Raw genomic sequence first — 16,290 nt, 5'->3', positions numbered from 1 at the left:
CCGCATCCCGGCGCCACGGGCCCGCCCGGTGGAACTACGCCTCGACCCTGGCCATGATCTCGTCGGTCACGTCGAAGTTGGCGAAGACGTTCTGCACGTCGTCACTGTCCTCGAGGGCGTCGATCAGCCGGAAGATCTTCCGGGCCCCGTCCTCGTCCAACTCGACCTGCATCGTGGGCAGGAAGCCGGCCTCCGCCGAGTCGTAGTCGATCCCGGCGTCCTGCAGCGCGGACCGCACGCCCACCAGGTCGCCCGCCTCGCTGACCACCTCGAAGGACTCGCCCAGGTCGTTGACCTCCTCGGCACCCGCGTCGAGCACGGCACCGAGCACGTCGTCCTCGCTCAGGTCGCTCTTCGGGACGAGGACCACGCCCTTGCGGTGGAACAGGTAGGAGACGGACCCGGGGTCGGCCATCGATCCGCCGTTGCGGGTCATGGCGACCCGCACGTCGGAGGCGGCGCGGTTGCGGTTGTCCGTCAGACACTCGATCAGGACGGCGACACCGTTGGGGCCGTAGCCCTCGTACATGATCGTCTGGTAGTCGGCGCCGCCCGCTTCCAGGCCGGCGCCGCGCTTGACGGCGCGATCGATGTTGGTGTTGGGGACCGAGCTCTTCTTGGCCTTCTGGATGGCGTCGAAGAGGGTGGGGTTACCGTCCGGGTCCGCGCCACCCGTCCGAGCCGCGACCTCGATGTTCTTGATCAGCTTGGCGAACAGCTTGCCACGCTTGGCATCGATCACGGCCTTCTTGTGCTTGGTGGTTGCCCACTTGGAGTGGCCGGACACAGCGCTGCTCCTTCAGAGATGTCACCTGTTCTTCAACCCGACGTGGTGATCCTACCGGCCGTGGCCTACACCGCCGCCCGCACCATGTCGGCGAACATCGCGTGCACCCGGTGGTCGCCGGTCAGCTCGGGGTGGAACGCGGTGGCCAGCAGGTTGCCCTGGCGGACGGCGACCGTGCGCCCCTCGAAGGCGGCGACGGACCGGGCGCCGGCCCCCAGGGACTCCACCCAGGGGGCGCGGATGAAGACCCCGTCGACCGGTCCGCCCGGCACCCCGGCCACCTCCACGGCCGCCTCGAAGGACTCGTTCTGCCGCCCGAAAGCGTTACGCCGCACGATCATGTCGATGCCGCCGACGGTCTCCTGGCCGGAACGCGGGTCGAGGATCTTGTCGGCGAGCATGATCATGCCGGCGCAGGAGCCGTAGGTGGGCATCCCGGCGCGCACCCGGGCACGCAACGGCTCGAACAGGCCGAAGGCGTCGGCCAGCTTCGAGATGGTGGTGGACTCGCCGCCGGGGATCACCAGGCCGTCGACCGCGGCCAGTTCCTCGGGACGGCGCACCTGCCGCGCCTCGGCGCCGGCGGCGGCGAGTGCGGCCAGGTGCTCACGGACGTCGCCCTGGAGCGCCAGGACGCCGATGACCGGGGATGTCACGCGCACGGTCCCCCGCTCACCAGCCGCGGGACGCGTAGCGCTCGCCCTCGGGCAGCACGTCGATGTTGATGCCGACCATGGCCTCGCCGAGCCCGCGCGAGACGTCGGCGACGACCTTGGGGTCGTCGAAGAAGGTCGTGGCCTTGACGATGGCGGCCGCGCGCCTGGCCGGGTCGCCCGACTTGAAGATGCCGGAGCCGACGAAGACGCCCTCGGCACCCAGCTGCCGCATCAGCGCGGCGTCGGCCGGGGTGGCCACGCCGCCGGCGGAGAAGAGCACGACCGGCAGCTTGCCGAGCTCGGCCACCTCCTTGACCAGCTCGTGGGAGGCGCGCAGCTCCTTGGCCGCCGCGTAGAGCTCGTGGTTGTCCAGGCCCCTGAGGCGGGCGATGTCGCCCTTGATCTGACGCAGGTGGCGCACGGCCTCGACCACGTTGCCGGTGCCGGCCTCGCCCTTGGAGCGGATCATGGCCGCGCCCTCGGAGATCCGGCGCAGGGCCTCGCCCAGGTTGGTGGCGCCGCAGACGAAGGGGGTGGTGAAGGACCACTTGTCGGTGTGGTTGACCTCGTCGGCCGGAGTCAGCACCTCGGACTCGTCGATGTAGTCGACGCCGAGGGCCTGGAGCACCTGGGCCTCCACGAGGTGCCCGATGCGGGACTTGGCCATCACCGGGATGGAGACGGCCTCGATGATGCCGTCGATCATGTCGGGGTCGGACATCCGGGCCACGCCGCCGTCCTTGCGGATGTCGGCCGGCACCCGCTCCAGGGCCATCACCGCGACGGCGCCGGCGTCCTCGGCGATCCTGGCCTGCTCGGGGGTGACGACGTCCATGATCACGCCGCCCTTGAGCTGCTCGGCCATGCCGCGCTTGACGCGGGCGGTGCCGGTCTCGGGGGTCTGGGCGTTGCTGGGGGACGTGCTCACGGTGGCGACCTCACTCGGGGTTCGGCGGTGATTCGGGACGACGGGAACGGCTGGACGACTGGCTGAACCAGGCGGAAACCACCCGATACGACCATCGTAGGCCCGTTCGAACACGAATCCGGCCGGCCGGTGCGTGAAGCCGGGCCACGGCCGCCCATGGAAGTCCAGCGGTGGCCCGACCGGAAAGGGCCAATCGGCAGCCGGTGGCCTGGTGGGCCGCCCGCCGGTCAGCCGGCCGAGCGGTTGGTGAGCGAGGTCGGCGGCTCGTCGTCCATCTCGAACGCCATCGGGAACGGCGCGTGCCCGGCCAGCCGGAACCAGCGGACCGTCCGGTGCCGACGCACGGCCCGGGCCGCGCGCACCGCGTCGTTGTGGAAGCGCCTGGCCATCGGGACCCGGCGCACCCCGGCGACCAGCTCCTCGACCATGGGCGGGCCGCCCGGGGCCTCCCGGATGGCCAGCACCTGGGCGCTCTCGGCCAGCACCGCCCGCAGCGCCTGACTGAGTTCGCTCTCGGCGACCTCGCGCTGCTCGTCCTCGGCGAGCCGGGCGGCGTGCGCCGCCTGGTAGAGAACCATCGAGGCGGCCGGGTCGAAGACGCCCGCGGTGGCCAACTCCTGGGCGATGGAGGCACGGCGCAGCAACTGCGCGTCGAGCGCGGCGCGGGCGGCGTCGATGCGGGCGTGCAGCCGGTCGAGCCGGCCCGCGGTCCAGCTGAGATAGACGCCGACCAGCAGCAGCGCCACGGCGATCCAGATGACGGTGGTCACGCCCGGTCACCCTACCGGGCCGCCCCGGCGCCTCGAGCGCCGGCCGGCACTCGACGGCCCGGAGGCGTGGTCGGGGCGTGGCTCAGTCGCGGGCGAAGCCGAGCCGGCCGAGCAGCCCGACGCGCTCGTCGGGGGCGACGGCGCCCGCGCCGTCGGCGACGGTCTCGTAGACCGCCAGGATGTCGGAGCCGACCGTGGACCAGTCGAAGCGCAGCACGTGACTGCTGCCGCGCTCCCGCAGCTCGGCGAGCCGGCCGGGGTCGGCGAGCAGCCGGTTCGCGGCGGCGGCCAGGGCGTCGGCGTCCTCGTTGGGGAACAGCTCGCCCGCCGCGCCGCCGTCCAGCACCTGGGCGAAGGCGTCGAGGTCGCTGGCGAGCACCGGGGCCGCGGCCGACATGGCCTCGACGAGGATGATGCCGAAGCTCTCGCCGCCGGTGTTGGGCGCCACGTAGAGGTCGACGCTGCGCAGCAGTCGCGCCTTGTCCTCGTCGCTGATCATGCCGAGGAACTCGACCCGGTCCCGCATCGGGACCGGCAGGCCGGCCACCGCCTCCTTCTCGTCGCCCCGCCCGGCCACCAGCAGCCGGGCGTCCGGGTGTTCGGCGAGGATCCCGGGCAGCGCGCGCATCAGCACCGGGAGCCCCTTGCGCGGCTCGTCGATCCGGCCGATGAAGCCGATCGTCCGCCCCTGCCACTCGGCCTTGGGTTCGGCGCTCGCGAAGAACCGGACGTCGACCCCGTTGGGGATGACCACCGCGTCGCCACCGAGATGCTCGACCAGGGTGCGCCTGGCGTACTCGCTGACCGCGATCCGGGCGCTGATCTTCTCCAGCGCGGGCTGGAGGATCGGATAGGCGGCGATCATGGCCCGGGAGCGCGGGTTGGAGGTGTGGAAGGTGGCGACGATCGGGCCCCGGGCCGCCCAGCAGGTGAGCAGGGCGAGCGAGGGGGCGGCGGGCTCGTGGATGTGGAGCACGTCGAAGTCGCCGTCGTGCACCCAGCGGCGGACCCGGGCGGCGGACAGGAAGCCGAAGTTGAGCCGGGCCACGGACCCGTTGTACGGCACCGGCACGGCGCGGCCGGCGGAGACGGCGTAGGGGGGCAGCGGGGTCTCCTCGTCGGCCGGCGCGAGCACGGAGACCGTGTGCCCCTGTCTGATCAGGTGCTCGGCCAGGTCCCTGACGTGGAACTGCACCCCACCCGGGACGTCCCAGGAGTAGGGACAGACGATGCCGATCCTCATGCCGTTCCCTACGTTCCTTCCCTGGCTTCCGGGCCCTCGCGTGCCTCGACGGGTCGGGCCGCCGGGGGCTTCGCCCCGGCGGTGCCCGGGGTCCCGGTGAGATCGCTGAGCCACAGCCGCTGGAGCATGTGCCAGTCCTGCGGGTGCGCGGCGATGCCGCCCGCGAACGCGTCGGCCAGGGCCTGGGTCATGGCGGCGGTCTTCTGCGCCCTGGTGCCCGTCTCGGGTACCGGGACGTGGGGGTGTATCCGCCCCTTTATCACCGTGGTCTCGTCGTACCACAGGCTGACCGGCAGGAGCAGCGCGCCGGTCTGCTGGGCCAGCAGCGCGGGCCCGGCCGGCATCCGCGCGGTCTCGCCGAAGAAGGAGACCTCGATCCCCGAGGTGGAGAGGTCCCGGTCGGCCACCAGGCACACTATCCCGCCGCCCCGCAGCCGCCTGGCGAGGGTGCCGAACGAGGCGCCCCCGGTGTGCGGCACGACCTCCATGCCCAGCTTCTCGCGGTAGGCCACGAACCGGTCGAAGAGTCGCTCGGGTTTGAGGCGCTCCGCGACGGTGGCGAACGGCAGGTCGAGCGCGGTGACCAACCAGGCGCCGGCCAGGTCCCAGTTGGCCATGTGCGGCAGGGCGAGGACGACGCCCCGGCCCTCGGCCAGCGTGTCGGTGGCGCGGTACGTGTCGGCGAGCGCGAAGGAGGCCTTTATCCGGTCCCGGCTCCAGGCGGGCAGCCGGAAGGACTCCGTCCAGTAGCGGAGGTAGCTGCGCATCCCGGCCCGCGACAGCTCCCGCAACCGCTCCGGGTCCGCGTCCGGCACCACCCGGGCGAGGTTGGCCTCCAACTGCCGCACGCCGGCGCCGCGGCGGCGCCAGGCGACGTCGGCGACGCGCCGGCCGAGGGCCATGGCGACGGGCTCGGGCATCCGCTTGACGGCGGTCCACCCGAGCCCGAACCCGGCGTCGATGAGTCGGTCCCTCATGTCGGGCCGCTCCCCGTGGCCTCGGCCGCTGCGGCCGCGTCCGCCTCGGCGGACTCCCGGCGCACCGTGACCACCCGCTGGACGAGCGTGACCAGGCTGCCACCGGCCACCACCCAGAGGGCGATGGGCAGCAGGACCCCGATGTGCGGCACGCCGAAGGACCGTTCGAAGCCGGCGAAGCCGGCGAGCACCAGGGTGATCACCAGTCGCTCGGCCCGCTCGACGAGGCCGTTGACCCGCACCGGCAGGCCGATGCTCTCGCCCCGCGCCTTGGTGTAGGAGACGACCTGTCCGCTGGCGAGGCAGAACAGGGTGACGGAGCAGAGCATCAGGTTGTCGCCCTCGCCGGCGTACCAGAGGGCGATGCCGGAGAAGATCGCCGCGTCGGCCAACCGGTCGAGGGTGGAGTCGAGGAAGGCGCCCCACCTGCTGGACGAGCCGATCTGCCGGGCCATGTTGCCGTCGACCATGTCGGAGAAGACGAACACGGTGATCACGACCGTGCCCCAGAAGAACTCGCCCTGGGGGTAGAAGACCAGGGCCCCCGTCATCACTCCCGCGGTGCCGATCAGGGTCACCGCGTCGGGGGTCACCCCCAACCTGATCAACAGGGCGGCGAACGGCGTGAGGACACGCGTGAAGAATGCACGCGCGTACTTGTTGAGCATGTCCTTCCCTGGGGTCGCACGGGCCGCGCGAAGGAAGGCGGCCACCGGAGGGACCCCATCGTAGCCACGCCGCCCGCCCCGGCGACGCCGGGCCCGTCCTCGGGCGGGTGGTGGAACCCGCGTTGGGGACCCCCGGGCGGCCGTCCGCCGTTAGGCTGAACACCATCAGGTGTCACGGGCCCGCCGTGCGGGAACTGCCCTGACGGCGGCTGGAGTTCGAGGACTGGTTCGAGAGCTGGGGGTACCCCATGTCGGCGCTGGACGACCTCAGGAGAGCGGCGGGAGTGGAGTTCGACTTCGCGCCCGGCGCCCAGGTGCCGCTCTCCGGCACGAGCGGTGGCAGCGGCCTCAGCCACGCCATCGCCTCGGTGGCCTACCGCGACGTGGCCCCCGAGGACATCAAGGTGCCCAACGACACGGCCAAGGTGAACAAGGGCCGGTTCACGCTGCTGGAGCCCAACCTGGGCGAGGCGTTCACCCGCGCCGTGGAGACGCGGATGCTGGCCGACGGCCGCAAGCCGCTGATCCAGTCCTTCGGCGTCGAGCCGGGGGTCGTGGTGGAGCACGCGCTCAACGCCAAGCGCATCCGGAGGCAGCGGGACCGGCAGCTGAGCGCGATCATGATCGGGTTCGGGCTGCTCTTCCTGCCGGGCGTGGCGATCTGGCTGGGCCTCTTCCAACTGCGGCGCACCATCGCCGGCTCGCAGGACCGGCGCGCCGGCTTCTTCGGCATGCTGGTGCTCGGGCTGCTCGCGGTGCTGATCGCGGTGGCGGTGATCCGCGCCCCGCTCGACGGGGTGCTGCGGATCTACGTGTGGACCATGCTGCCGGCGCCGATCATCGGCTGGTTCGTCGCCCAACGCGTCTGCGAGCGCGCCGCGCAGAACCTGCGCACCCACTGGTCGGCCCAGATCGGCGGCGGTTCCGGCGCCAAGATCCCGGAGGCGGTGCCGCAGAACCCGAACGACGCGGAGGCGGAGCGGATCCGGCTCGGCCTGGCCAAGCTCACGGCCGAGCAGAGCAGCAACATGACGTACTACGCCGGGCCCAAGGGGATACTCGGCATGGGCGTGCGCTGGGGCAGCTGGCAGTTGGCCGAGGAGTTGCGGCCGCGCGACCCGTCGCGGGAGATCGACCCGTTCCGCAGCTGGGACGTGGCCCGCGCCATCGGCGACCAGCTGCGGATGCTGGAGCGCGGCCCGCTGCACACCGGCGGCTTCACCCAGCCGTCCATAACGCACTGGGTGGTACGGCACGTCGGCGAGGGCGCGGGCGAGGTGTCGCGGCCCGACGGGCCCAACGCCGACGGCTACAGCGTCAGCTCCCTCGAGGTCCAGCGGATCTGCAACGAGTCGCAGTACGACAGCGGCGACCGGCACTACCTGGGCGTGCAGTTCGTGCTGTGGGGCGGCGAGCTCGTCGTCACCATGATGATCTCGGTGACGGTGCTGCACCACACGCTGCGGATCGAGGTGACCGGCTACGCGCTCGGCCCGGTGGACGGCTTCTTCCGCAAGGGCCCGGACGCCAAGACCAAGGAGATCACGGACCCGCTGCGGCCCTGGCGAAAGGTCAAGCGGCCGGCCCCGCTCGTCGAGGTGCGCGAGGTGGTCAGGCTCGCCGCGCGGGCGCCGCTGACCTGGTTCCCGGCCCGCCTGGACAAGCTCGGCGGCACCATCGCGTTCCCCGAGCCGTTCGGGCTGCGGCATGTCTGGGCGACGACGCCGTGGAAGCACCGCTTCATGGTGGACGACGTGCTGCGCACCGCGACCCCGGTGCTGCGGGTGGCGCACGCCGCCGCGTTCAAGGTGCTGGCGGAGAACGGCGTGGACATCTCGGCGTTCGACAGCCGCTCGCAGGCCCTCGGCGGTCAGGTGCAGTCGGCCTCCCCCAGCAAGGCCGACGAGTACAACATGTGAGGGCGCGTCAGGCGGGCCAGGCCGCGGCGAGCATCCGCCGGGTGTCGGCGAGCAGTTGCGGCAGCACCTTGGTGTGGCCCACCACGGGCATGAAGTTGGCGTCGCCGCCCCATCGGGGCACCACGTGCTGGTGCAGGTGGGGCGCGATGCCGGCGCCGGCGGCCGAGCCCTGGTTCATGCCGATGTTGAAGCCGTGGGCGCCGGAGGCGACGCGGACGGCGGCCATGGCCCGCTTGGTGAGCTCGGCCAGCTCCGCCGTCTCCTCGGCGGTGAGCTCGGTGTAGTCGGCGACGTGCCGGTAGGGCACGACCAGCAGATGGCCGCCGTTGTACGGGTAGAGGTTGAGCACCGCGTAGACGGTGTCACCCCGGTTGATGATCAGCCCGTCCTCGTCGCTCTTGCCGGGGATCGAGCAGAAGGGGCAGCCGTCCTCCGCGCCGGGCCCGGTGGGCTTGCCCTCGCCCTGGATATAGGCCATCCGGTGGGGCGTCCACAGCCGCTGGAAGGCGTCCGGCGTCCCGACCCCGATCTGCTGCTCCGGCTCGCTGGTCATGCCGGTCAGCATATGGCGTGTCGAGCGGGCGGCGGGCCCCCGGGGCGGTTCCGGGGGCCCGCCGTCGTCACACCTGGACGCGCCGTTCGACCGCGTCGGCGATCTCGCGAAGCGCCTCGGCCCGCGGGATGCCGTTCTTCTGCGAGCCGTCGCGGTAGCGGAAGCTGACCGCGCCGTTGGCCATGTCGTCGTCGCCCGCGATCACCATGAAGGGGACCTTGGCCTTCTGGGCGTTGCGGATCTTCTTCTGCATGCGGTCGGCCGACGAGTCGACGTCGACCCGCAGCCCGCGCGCCCTGGCCTCGGCCGCGAACTCCTGGAGGTACGGCACGTGGGTGTCGCCGATCGGGATGCCGACCGCCTGCACGGGCGCGAGCCAGGCCGGGAAGGCGCCCGCGTAGTGTTCGAGGAGGACGGCGAAGAACCGCTCGATGGATCCGAACAGCGCTCGGTGGATCATCACGGGCTGCTGCCGGGAGCCGTCGGCCGCGGTGTACTCGAGGCCGAACCGCTTGGGCTGCTGGAAGTCGACCTGGATGGTGGACATCTGCCAGGTGCGGCCGATCGCGTCCTTGGCCTGGACGGAGATCTTGGGCCCGTAGTACGCGGCGCCGCCCGGGTCCATCACCAGCTCGAGACCCTGCTTGCCGGCGGCCTGCCGCAGCACCTCGGTGGCCTCGGCCCACTCCTCGGGCTCGCCGATGAACTTGTCGGAGTCGTCCCTGGTGGACAGCTCCAGATAGAAGTCGCTCAGGCCGTAGTCGCGGAGCAGGTTGAGCACGAAGGTGAGCAGCCCGTCCAACTCGGCCGGCATCTGCTCCTTCGTGCAGTAGATGTGCGAGTCGTCCTGGGTGAAGCCGCGCGCCCTGGTGAGGCCGTGGACCACGCCGGACTTCTCGTAACGGTAGACCGTGCCGAACTCGAAGAGTCGGAGTGGCAATTCCCGGTAGGACCGCCCGCGCGCCTTGAAAATCAGGTTGTGCATCGGGCAGTTCATCGCCTTGAGGTAATAGTCCTGCCCCTCGAACTGCATGGGCGGGAACATCGACTCGGCGTAGTTCGGCAGATGGCCCGAGGTCTCGAAGAGCTTGGCCTTGGTGATGTGCGGCGTGTTGACGAATTCGTATCCGGATTCCTCGTGCCGGCGCCGCGAGTAGTCCTCCATGACCCGGCGGACGACGCCACCCCTGGGGTGGAAGACGGCGAGACCCGAGCCGAGTTCCTCGGGAATGGAGAAAAGGTCGAGCTCCGCGCCGAGGCGGCGGTGATCACGCTTCTCGGCCTCGGCCAGGAATTCGAGGTGGGCCTTCAGTTCGTCCTTGGTCGGCCACGCGGTGCCGTAGATCCGCTGGAGTTGCGGATTGCGCTCGCTGCCCCGCCAGTAGGCGGCGGCGCTGCGCATCAGCTTGAAGGCCGGAATGAGCCGGGTGGTCGGCAGGTGCGGCCCGCGGCAGAGGTCCTTCCAGCACAGGTCGCCGGTCTTGGGGTCGAGGTTGTCGTAGATGGTCAGTTCGCCGGCGCCGACCTCGGCGGACGCGCCCTCGGCCGACTCGGCGGCGGCGCCCTTGAGACCGATCAGCTCCAGCTTGTAGGGCTCGGTGGCGAGTTCGGCCCGGGCCTCGTCGTCGCTGACGACGCGGCGGGCGAAGCGCTGGCCCTGCTTCTGGATCTGCTGCATGCGCTTCTCGATGCGGCCCAGGTCGTCCGGGTGGAAGGGCTGGGCCACGTCGAAGTCGTAGTAGAAACCGTCCTTGATGGGCGGGCCGATGCCGAGCCTGGCCTCGGGGAACAGCTCCTGCACGGCCTGGGCCATGACGTGCGCGGTGGAGTGCCGCAGGATGTCGAGGCCGTCGGGCGAGGTGATCCCCACCGGCTCGACCTCGTCGCCGTCGGACAGGGGGTGGGCGAGATCACGCAGTTGCCCACCGAGGCGGACGGCGACGACGGCACGCTCGCCCTCGAAGAGGGCCCCGGCCGTCGTGCCCGTGGCCACCAGGCGTTCTTCCCGCTCGGAATCGCGCTGGATGATCACACGGACATCGGACACCGGACTCTCCTGACTCATCTGGGCTGTGTCTCCCCGGCCTACGGGCCACGGGAACCGCGACGAAGGCCGGCCCGCCTCGATGGCGGACCGGCCTTGCCCGGGGTGGGCGATACTGGGATCGAACCAGTGACCTCTTCGGTGTGAACGAAGCGCTCTCCCGCTGAGCTAATCGCCCCCTGGGGTGTTGTGCCCTGCGGCACGTTGAGAACAATACAGTGCCGTTGACCTCGGTTTCAAACCAGCTTCCCGCCGCCCCCGGAACCGGGCCGGGGACGAACTCCCCGACAGGCGCGCGGACCTCGGCGCACACCCCTCGGGAGCCGGCGCCGCGGCCGGTGACACGGCCCCGGCGGAACGCCGGTGGCCGACCCCGGGGCCCCGACCACGGGGGCATGGCGGACCCGCGACACCGTCACACACGGCTCACCGGGGAACACGGAGCGGAACCGGCGGCGGCGCCCGGCGTCGGCCGACGACACGGATTCGGCGGCGGAGTCGACACCGCCCGCCTCGTCATCCGACATCACTCCGACTCCCGCTATATCGCATTTAGCATTCCGCCATTGGAATGAGATTAAAGGGCGCAATTAGGGCAGAGGGGTTTACAACCGGCGAGTACGTGGCATGTCGATTTGGCCGACGTGCGAATCCCCGAGCGCACACTGAGCGAAAGGCCCTGGCGCTTATGAACACCACGGTCAGCTGCGAGCTGCACCTGCGCCTCGTTGTATCGAGCGAGTCCTCACTACCTGTACCCGCGGGGCTGCGGTATGACACGGCGGACCCCTACGCCGTACACGCGACCTTTCACACCGGAGCCGAAGAAACCGTCGAATGGGTTTTCGCCCGCGATCTCCTCGCCGAGGGGCTCCATCGCCCCACAGGCACCGGCGATGTGCGGGTCTGGCCATCCAGGAGCCACGGTCAGGGCGTCGTGTGCATCGCCCTCAGTTCACCGGAGGGCGAGGCGTTGCTCGAAGCCCCGGCCCGGGCTCTCGAATCTTTCCTGAAGCGAACGGACGCCGCCGTTCCGCCAGGCACGGAACACCGTCACTTCGACCTCGATACGGAGCTCTCGCACATTCTGGCGGAGAGCTAGAGACCCGCCGGCTTCTCGTGCCGTCTGAACTCGGGGCGATGGCACGGAGCCGGCGACGAGCGACGCGAGGGCGTCGCCGCGGTGCCGCCGCGGTGACGCCCTCGCGCGCGTCCCGGGGCGGGCCAGCCGTTAGAGTCGCGGACACCATCGCCCGCCACCGCCGTCCGGCCTGACCCCGGAGCCGCCTCCGTGCTGATCGACCACGACGTCAGGTACTCGCTCGACCTCGTCGTCGACCTGCTGAACTCCGCGCCGGACGGGCTGGCGGACGAACTCGCGGACGTCGCCGGACTGCGGGCCTTCGTGGCCCGGCACCGCATCAGCGACGTCGCCGTCGACACGCTGGAGGCGTCCGACGCGGCCGACGTGCGGCGGGTGCGGGACCGGTTCGCCGAGGTCTTCGCGGCGTCGACCGAGCACGAGGCGGCCGAGCTGATCAACACGCTGGTGGCCGCGGCGGGCACCACGCCCCGGCTGACGGACCACGACGGTCACGCCTGGCACGTGCACTACTTCGCGCCCGGGGCCTCGATCGCCGACCACCTGGCCGCCGACTGCGGGATGGCGCTCGGCTTCTTCGTCGTCGCGGGTGAGCGGGAGCGGCTGCGGCGCTGCGAGGCGCCGGACTGCGGGCGGGCCTTCGTCGACCTGTCCAGGAACCGCTCCCGTCGGTACTGCTCGAACCGGACCTGCGGCAACCGCCTGCACGCCGCCGCCTACCGGGCCCGGCGGCGCGACGCCGAGGAGAGCGTGCGGCGGGGCTCGCCGGGATCACAGGAGGAACTGGTCGTGCACCCCCGCGAGGAGTAACAGCCCGCCGATGACGGTGAGGAAGAGCATCAGCGGCGGCTGGGAGAGGGCGAAGAGACAGCCGCGGCGCTCCTCGGGGACGACGGGCGGGCCGGGCTGGCCGGTGGCGCCGGGTCTGACGGTTGGCGCTGAGTCGGGAACGTTTTCCCTGGTGATGTGTTGCATGGCGCCGCGATCATGACCCAGCGGGACGGCCCTTCGCGATCAACGCGTCTTCTTTGCAGGGCCTTTCGGCGATTTTCGCCGCTTCTACCACTTCCCTGTGATATGGCGGCCCTGTGGTGGGGCCGCGACGTACCCCGGCCGGTCAGATGCCGTGCTTCTTGAGGATGGCCTCGATGTCCGAGAAGTCCTCGGCGGGCGCCGCGCCGCTCCGCCGGGAGGCGGGCAGCGCCGAGGGGGCGGCGGGCTCGGGGCGGCTCTCACGGGAGGCACCCCGCCCCTCGGCGAGCCGGCCGGAGAGGAAGAGGAGCACGGCCAGGGCCAGCACGCCGAAGCCGGCCCAGGCGACCGGGTTGAAGGTCATGTTGACCACGAACCGCACCACGCCCGTCATGGCGAGGCCGACCGGCAGCAGCGCCACGGCCGCGGCGCGGAGCGCGAGGGCGTAGCGGCGGCGGCGCGCGATCAGCAGGGATATGCCGAGACCGGCGGCGGATAGAAGGGTGCAGGCAGTACCAATCAGCATCTTTCCATCCTGCCTCGCCCGCGGCCGTGCGGCCATGGTGTCGGCCCCAGGATCAGGGTCATTTCCGGGTGGGAGACTGGCGCCATGAACGCTGACGACGAGACCAGCAGGGACGGCGGGCCGGAACCCGTCGTCCTGGACGTGTGGTGCGACCTCCAGTGCCCCGACTGCCACCGGGCCGAAACGGACGTGGCCGCGCTGCGGGAGCGGTTCGGCGCGACGCTGGAGATCCGGCGGCGCCACTTCCCGCTCAAGGGCCACCAGCACGCGCTGGCCGCCGCCCAGGCGGCCGAGGAGGCGTTCGCGCAGGGCCACGGCGAGGCGTACTGGACGGCGCTGCTGGCCCGCACCGCGGAGCTGGGCAGGCGTGGGCCCGCGGTGCTGCTCGAGGTGGCGGGCCAGGTCGGCGTCGACGCCGAGGAGGTGGACACCGCGCTGATCGACGGCCGGCACCTGCTGGTGGTGGACGCGGACCAGGCGGAGGGGCAGGCGATCGGGGTGACCGGCACCCCGACCTATGTGATCGGCGGCGAGCGGCTCGACGGCGGGCGGAGCCAGGAGGGGCTGCGCGCCCGCGTCGCGGAGATCGCCGAGTCGCTGCTGGCTCAGCGCAGCGGCTTGTAGAGGTGGTGGCGGACCGTCCGGTAGCCGAGGGACTCGTAGAGCCGCAGCGCGGGGGTGTTGTCGGCGTAGACGTTGAGGCCGAGCACCCGGCCGCCGGCCGCGCCGACGAGCCGCTCCGCCTCCCCCATCAGTGACCTGCCGTGGCCCCGGCCCCGGTGCTCCTCGGCGACGGCGACGGCGAACACCCAGTGGTCGGCGCCGAGGTCGGCCGGGAGGCCGGCGGCGGTCGCCACCCACAGGGTGCCGACGTCGAGGCCGTCGTGCGCGAGCACCCGCAGCCAGGCGTCCTTGGTGGCCGGGCCGTCCGGCAGCCGGGTGGCGTGGGCCCGGTCGGCCGCGGCGACCGCGACCGCCTCGGGAACGGCCCGCGTCGTCAGGCTGTGGACCACCTCGTCGCGGTCGCCGGCGCGCCAGGCGGGGTACTCCTCGTCGGTCATCGCCCGGGTGGTGCTGCCCGACGGGAGGGCTGGCGGGCGCTCCACGAGGGGCTTGACCATGTTGCGGCTGCGCTCGCGGTAGCCGAGGGTGCCGGCGAGCGCCGCGGCGGCGGGCGCTTCGGCGTCCACGGCGACCTCGACGGCGGCGCAGCCCCAGTCGCGCAGCACCTCCTCGGCGGCCAGTGCGGCGACCGTGCCCCGGCCGCGCCGCCGGTCGGCCGCGTCGACCGTCAGCCGCTCGACGCGGCCGACGCCGGCGCGCGGCTCGGTGGCGAGCCGCAGCTCGCCGACCCGGCGGCCGTTGACACGGAGCTCGAAGCCGCGGGCGCGGCCGCCGCCGGGAGTGTCCTCCTCGGGCCCGGTGGGGCGCAGCGTGGTGGTCACGGGTCGATGTCCGCGGCCGAGCGCTCCTGGAAGACGCGCAGCGCCTTGGCCGTCACGGGCCCCGGCGCGTCGGGCAGTTCGCGGCCGTCGACGCGGCGCACGGCCTGCACGTCGCGGGTGCTGGAGGTCAGGAAGATCTCCTCGGCGTCCCGCAGGCAGTCCATGGGCAGCTCGGTCTCGCGGGCGCCGGTCCACTCCACGACCAGGGCGCGGGTGATGCCGGCGAGGCAGCCGGCGGAGAGCGGCGGGGTGTGCAGCTCGCCGTCGAGCACCACGAAGACGTTGGTGCCGGTGCCCTCGCACAGCTGCCCGGCGGTGTTGGCGAACAGCGCCTCGGAGGCGGCCTCCTGGCGGGCGCGGGCGAGCGCGATCACGTTCTCCGCGTAGGAGGTGGTCTTCAGGCCGGCCAGGGCGCCGCGTTCGTTGCGGGTCCAGGGCACGGTGATCACGGCGGTGGTGTCGGGGCGGCGCGGGGTCTCGGCGTGGGCGACCACCAGGGTGGGGGCGGCGTCGCCGCGGTCGGAGCCCAGCGGGGAGAACCCGCCCGTGTAGGTGATGCGGAGCCGGCCGAGGGGCAGCGGCACGGCGTCCAGGACGGCGCGGCAGGCGCGGCGGACCTCGTCCCCGTCGGGTGCCGGCAGGCCGAGCCCGGCGGCGGAGGCGGCGAGGCGGTCCAGGTGGCGGCTGAGCGCGAACGCCCGGCCGTCCTGGGTCTTCAGGGTCTCGAACACGCCGTCGCCGACGGTCAGTCCGTGGTCGAAGACCGAGACCCGCGCGCTGTCGGCGTCACGCAGCTCACCGTCCAGCCAGATCAACGCCATGTGCGCTCCTCTCTCGTGCGGTGCCGAGGTGCGGCACTCCCTCAGAAGCTACCCCGAGCAGGCGGGACGCCTTCAGTTCGGTCTCCGCCCATTCACCCTCGGGGTCCGAGTCCCAGGTGATGCCGGCGCCGCTGCCGAAGCGCAGGACGGGGCGGCCCTCGTCGCGGCGGAGCCAGAAGGTGCGGATGGCGACGGCCAGCTCGCCGGTCCCCCGATCGGCGTCCACCCAGCCGACGCCGCCGCAGTAGGGGCCGCGCGGGGCCGTCTCCAGTGCGTCGATGACACGCAGCGCGCTGGACTTGGGGGCGCCGGTCACGGAGCCGGGGGGAAAGGTGGCGGCCAGCAGCTCGGCCCAGCCGGCACCGGGCGCCAGTCGGCCGCGCACGGTGGAGACCAGGTGGACGAGGCCGGGGTGGCGCTCCACGGCGCACAGCCGGGGGACGGTGACGCTGCCGGGCTCGCAGACCCGACCCAGGTCGTTGCGGACCAGGTCGACGATCATCACGTTCTCCGGGTGGTCCTTGGGGAGCAGGTCGTCGGCGGTGCGGGCGGTGCCCTTGATCGGCCCGGACTCGACGACGCGGTCGTGCCGGCGCAGGTAGAGCTCGGGCGAGGCGGTGGCGATCTCCAGGCCGTGGGCCGGCAGCCGGACCGTGCCGGCGTAGGGGGCCGGGTTGCGGCGGGCCAGCCGGGCGGTGAGGGCGTCGATGTCGGCCGCCGGGCCGGGCAGCGGCGCGGACAGCACCCGGCACAGGTTGACCTGGTAGACCTCGCCGGCCGCGATGTGCTCACGGATCCGGGCCACGCCCCCGGTGTAGGCGGCGCGGTCCAGGGAGCTGCTCCAGTCGGCCGGGCGGGGGCCGTGCCACGGGGGCGGCG

Annotated in this window: 18 protein-coding genes and 1 tRNA gene; 4 read left to right on the top strand and 15 right to left on the bottom strand. The window is 72.4% G+C overall.

From position 1 onward, the window contains the following. Positions 1-34: 34 nt before the first annotated feature. From E1283_RS14750 to pgsA, 7 genes are all read right to left on the bottom strand, one after another. Positions 35-787: a YebC/PmpR family DNA-binding transcriptional regulator gene (locus tag E1283_RS14750; RefSeq protein ID WP_132818484.1), complete on the bottom strand. Its 753-nt coding sequence runs from the start codon at positions 785-787 to the stop codon at positions 35-37. A gap of 65 nt (positions 788-852) precedes the next feature. Continuing rightward, positions 853-1,443 (bottom strand): pyridoxal 5'-phosphate synthase glutaminase subunit PdxT, encoded by a 591-nt coding sequence (gene pdxT, locus E1283_RS14745; protein WP_132818483.1) that lies wholly within the window; start codon positions 1,441-1,443, stop codon positions 853-855. 16 nt (positions 1,444-1,459) lie between these two features. Further along, entirely contained in the window at positions 1,460-2,371 is a 912-nt protein-coding gene (pdxS, locus tag E1283_RS14740) for a pyridoxal 5'-phosphate synthase lyase subunit PdxS (protein ID WP_132818482.1), read from the bottom strand. Between the two features lie 227 nt (positions 2,372-2,598). Then, complete coding sequence (locus E1283_RS14735; protein WP_132818481.1) at positions 2,599-3,141, bottom strand: LemA family protein; 543 nt, start codon at positions 3,139-3,141, stop codon at positions 2,599-2,601. 82 nt (positions 3,142-3,223) lie between these two features. Then, on the bottom strand, positions 3,224-4,384 hold the full coding sequence (locus E1283_RS14730; protein ID WP_132818480.1) for a glycosyltransferase family 4 protein: 1,161 nt from the start codon (positions 4,382-4,384) through the stop codon (positions 3,224-3,226). Positions 4,385-4,392: 8 nt separating this feature from the next. Then, positions 4,393-5,361 carry a phosphatidylinositol mannoside acyltransferase gene (locus tag E1283_RS14725; protein ID WP_132818479.1) on the bottom strand — a complete coding sequence of 323 codons (969 nt, stop codon included), beginning with the start codon at positions 5,359-5,361 and terminating at the stop codon, positions 4,393-4,395. Continuing rightward, positions 5,358-6,029 (bottom strand): phosphatidylinositol phosphate synthase, encoded by a 672-nt coding sequence (gene pgsA, locus E1283_RS14720; protein ID WP_132818478.1) that lies wholly within the window; start codon positions 6,027-6,029, stop codon positions 5,358-5,360. The genes E1283_RS14725 and pgsA overlap by 4 nt, the downstream gene beginning before the upstream one ends. A 248-nt stretch (positions 6,030-6,277) precedes the next feature. On the opposite strand from pgsA, the gene E1283_RS14715 reads away from it, so the two are divergent. After that, on the top strand, positions 6,278-7,948 hold the full coding sequence (locus E1283_RS14715; protein ID WP_132818477.1) for a DUF308 domain-containing protein: 1,671 nt from the start codon (positions 6,278-6,280) through the stop codon (positions 7,946-7,948). 7 nt (positions 7,949-7,955) lie between these two features. On the opposite strand, the gene E1283_RS14710 is transcribed toward E1283_RS14715, so the two are convergent. The 3 genes from E1283_RS14710 to E1283_RS14700 form a co-directional block, all read right to left on the bottom strand. Then, positions 7,956-8,513 carry an HIT family protein gene (locus E1283_RS14710; protein ID WP_132818476.1) on the bottom strand — a complete coding sequence of 186 codons (558 nt, stop codon included), beginning with the start codon at positions 8,511-8,513 and terminating at the stop codon, positions 7,956-7,958. A 55-nt stretch (positions 8,514-8,568) separates the two neighbouring features. Continuing rightward, a complete protein-coding gene (gene thrS / locus E1283_RS14705) occupies positions 8,569-10,548 on the bottom strand; it encodes a threonine--tRNA ligase (protein ID WP_132818475.1) in 1,980 nt (659 codons plus the stop codon). Between the two features lie 103 nt (positions 10,549-10,651). Further along, positions 10,652-10,723 (bottom strand) — tRNA-Val (locus tag E1283_RS14700). A 510-nt stretch (positions 10,724-11,233) separates the two neighbouring features. On the opposite strand from E1283_RS14700, the gene E1283_RS14695 reads away from it, so the two are divergent. Together E1283_RS14695 and E1283_RS14690 are read left to right on the top strand one after the other, a co-directional pair. Next, positions 11,234-11,647 carry an SsgA family sporulation/cell division regulator gene (locus tag E1283_RS14695; RefSeq protein ID WP_003959770.1) on the top strand — a complete coding sequence of 138 codons (414 nt, stop codon included), beginning with the start codon at positions 11,234-11,236 and terminating at the stop codon, positions 11,645-11,647. Between the two features lie 189 nt (positions 11,648-11,836). After that, positions 11,837-12,457: a CGNR zinc finger domain-containing protein gene (locus tag E1283_RS14690; RefSeq protein WP_132818474.1), complete on the top strand. Its 621-nt coding sequence runs from the start codon at positions 11,837-11,839 to the stop codon at positions 12,455-12,457. On the opposite strand, the gene E1283_RS14685 is transcribed toward E1283_RS14690, so the two are convergent. Both E1283_RS14685 and E1283_RS14680 read right to left on the bottom strand, forming a co-directional pair. After that, entirely contained in the window at positions 12,419-12,613 is a 195-nt protein-coding gene (locus tag E1283_RS14685) for a hypothetical protein (protein ID WP_425086172.1), read from the bottom strand. The genes E1283_RS14690 and E1283_RS14685 overlap by 39 nt on opposite strands. A 151-nt stretch (positions 12,614-12,764) precedes the next feature. Continuing rightward, a complete protein-coding gene (locus E1283_RS14680; RefSeq protein WP_132818472.1) occupies positions 12,765-13,145 on the bottom strand; it encodes a hypothetical protein in 381 nt (126 codons plus the stop codon). A gap of 84 nt (positions 13,146-13,229) precedes the next feature. On the opposite strand from E1283_RS14680, the gene E1283_RS14675 reads away from it, so the two are divergent. Then, entirely contained in the window at positions 13,230-13,769 is a 540-nt protein-coding gene (locus E1283_RS14675; protein ID WP_132818471.1) for a DsbA family protein, read from the top strand. On the opposite strand, the gene E1283_RS14670 is transcribed toward E1283_RS14675, so the two are convergent. The 3 genes from E1283_RS14670 to E1283_RS14660 form a co-directional block, all read right to left on the bottom strand. Then, positions 13,751-14,590 carry a GNAT family N-acetyltransferase gene (locus E1283_RS14670; RefSeq protein WP_132818470.1) on the bottom strand — a complete coding sequence of 280 codons (840 nt, stop codon included), beginning with the start codon at positions 14,588-14,590 and terminating at the stop codon, positions 13,751-13,753. The two genes, E1283_RS14675 and E1283_RS14670, sit on opposite strands and share 19 nt — an antisense overlap. Then, positions 14,587-15,411, bottom strand: coding sequence for an aminotransferase class IV (locus E1283_RS14665; RefSeq protein WP_132818469.1), 825 nt, complete (start codon positions 15,409-15,411; stop codon positions 14,587-14,589). The genes E1283_RS14670 and E1283_RS14665 overlap by 4 nt, the downstream gene beginning before the upstream one ends. Further along, positions 15,386-16,290: chorismate-binding protein (locus E1283_RS14660; protein ID WP_132818468.1), on the bottom strand; the 905-nt coding region annotated here is incomplete at its 5' end. The genes E1283_RS14665 and E1283_RS14660, both read right to left, overlap by 26 nt.

This window comes from Streptomyces hainanensis, from assembly GCF_004348415.1.
GTDB classification, from domain to species: domain Bacteria; phylum Actinomycetota; class Actinomycetes; order Streptomycetales; family Streptomycetaceae; genus Streptomyces; species Streptomyces hainanensis.
Note: the sequence above shows the minus strand (reverse complement) of the source record. Positions and strands in the feature narration are given on the sequence as shown.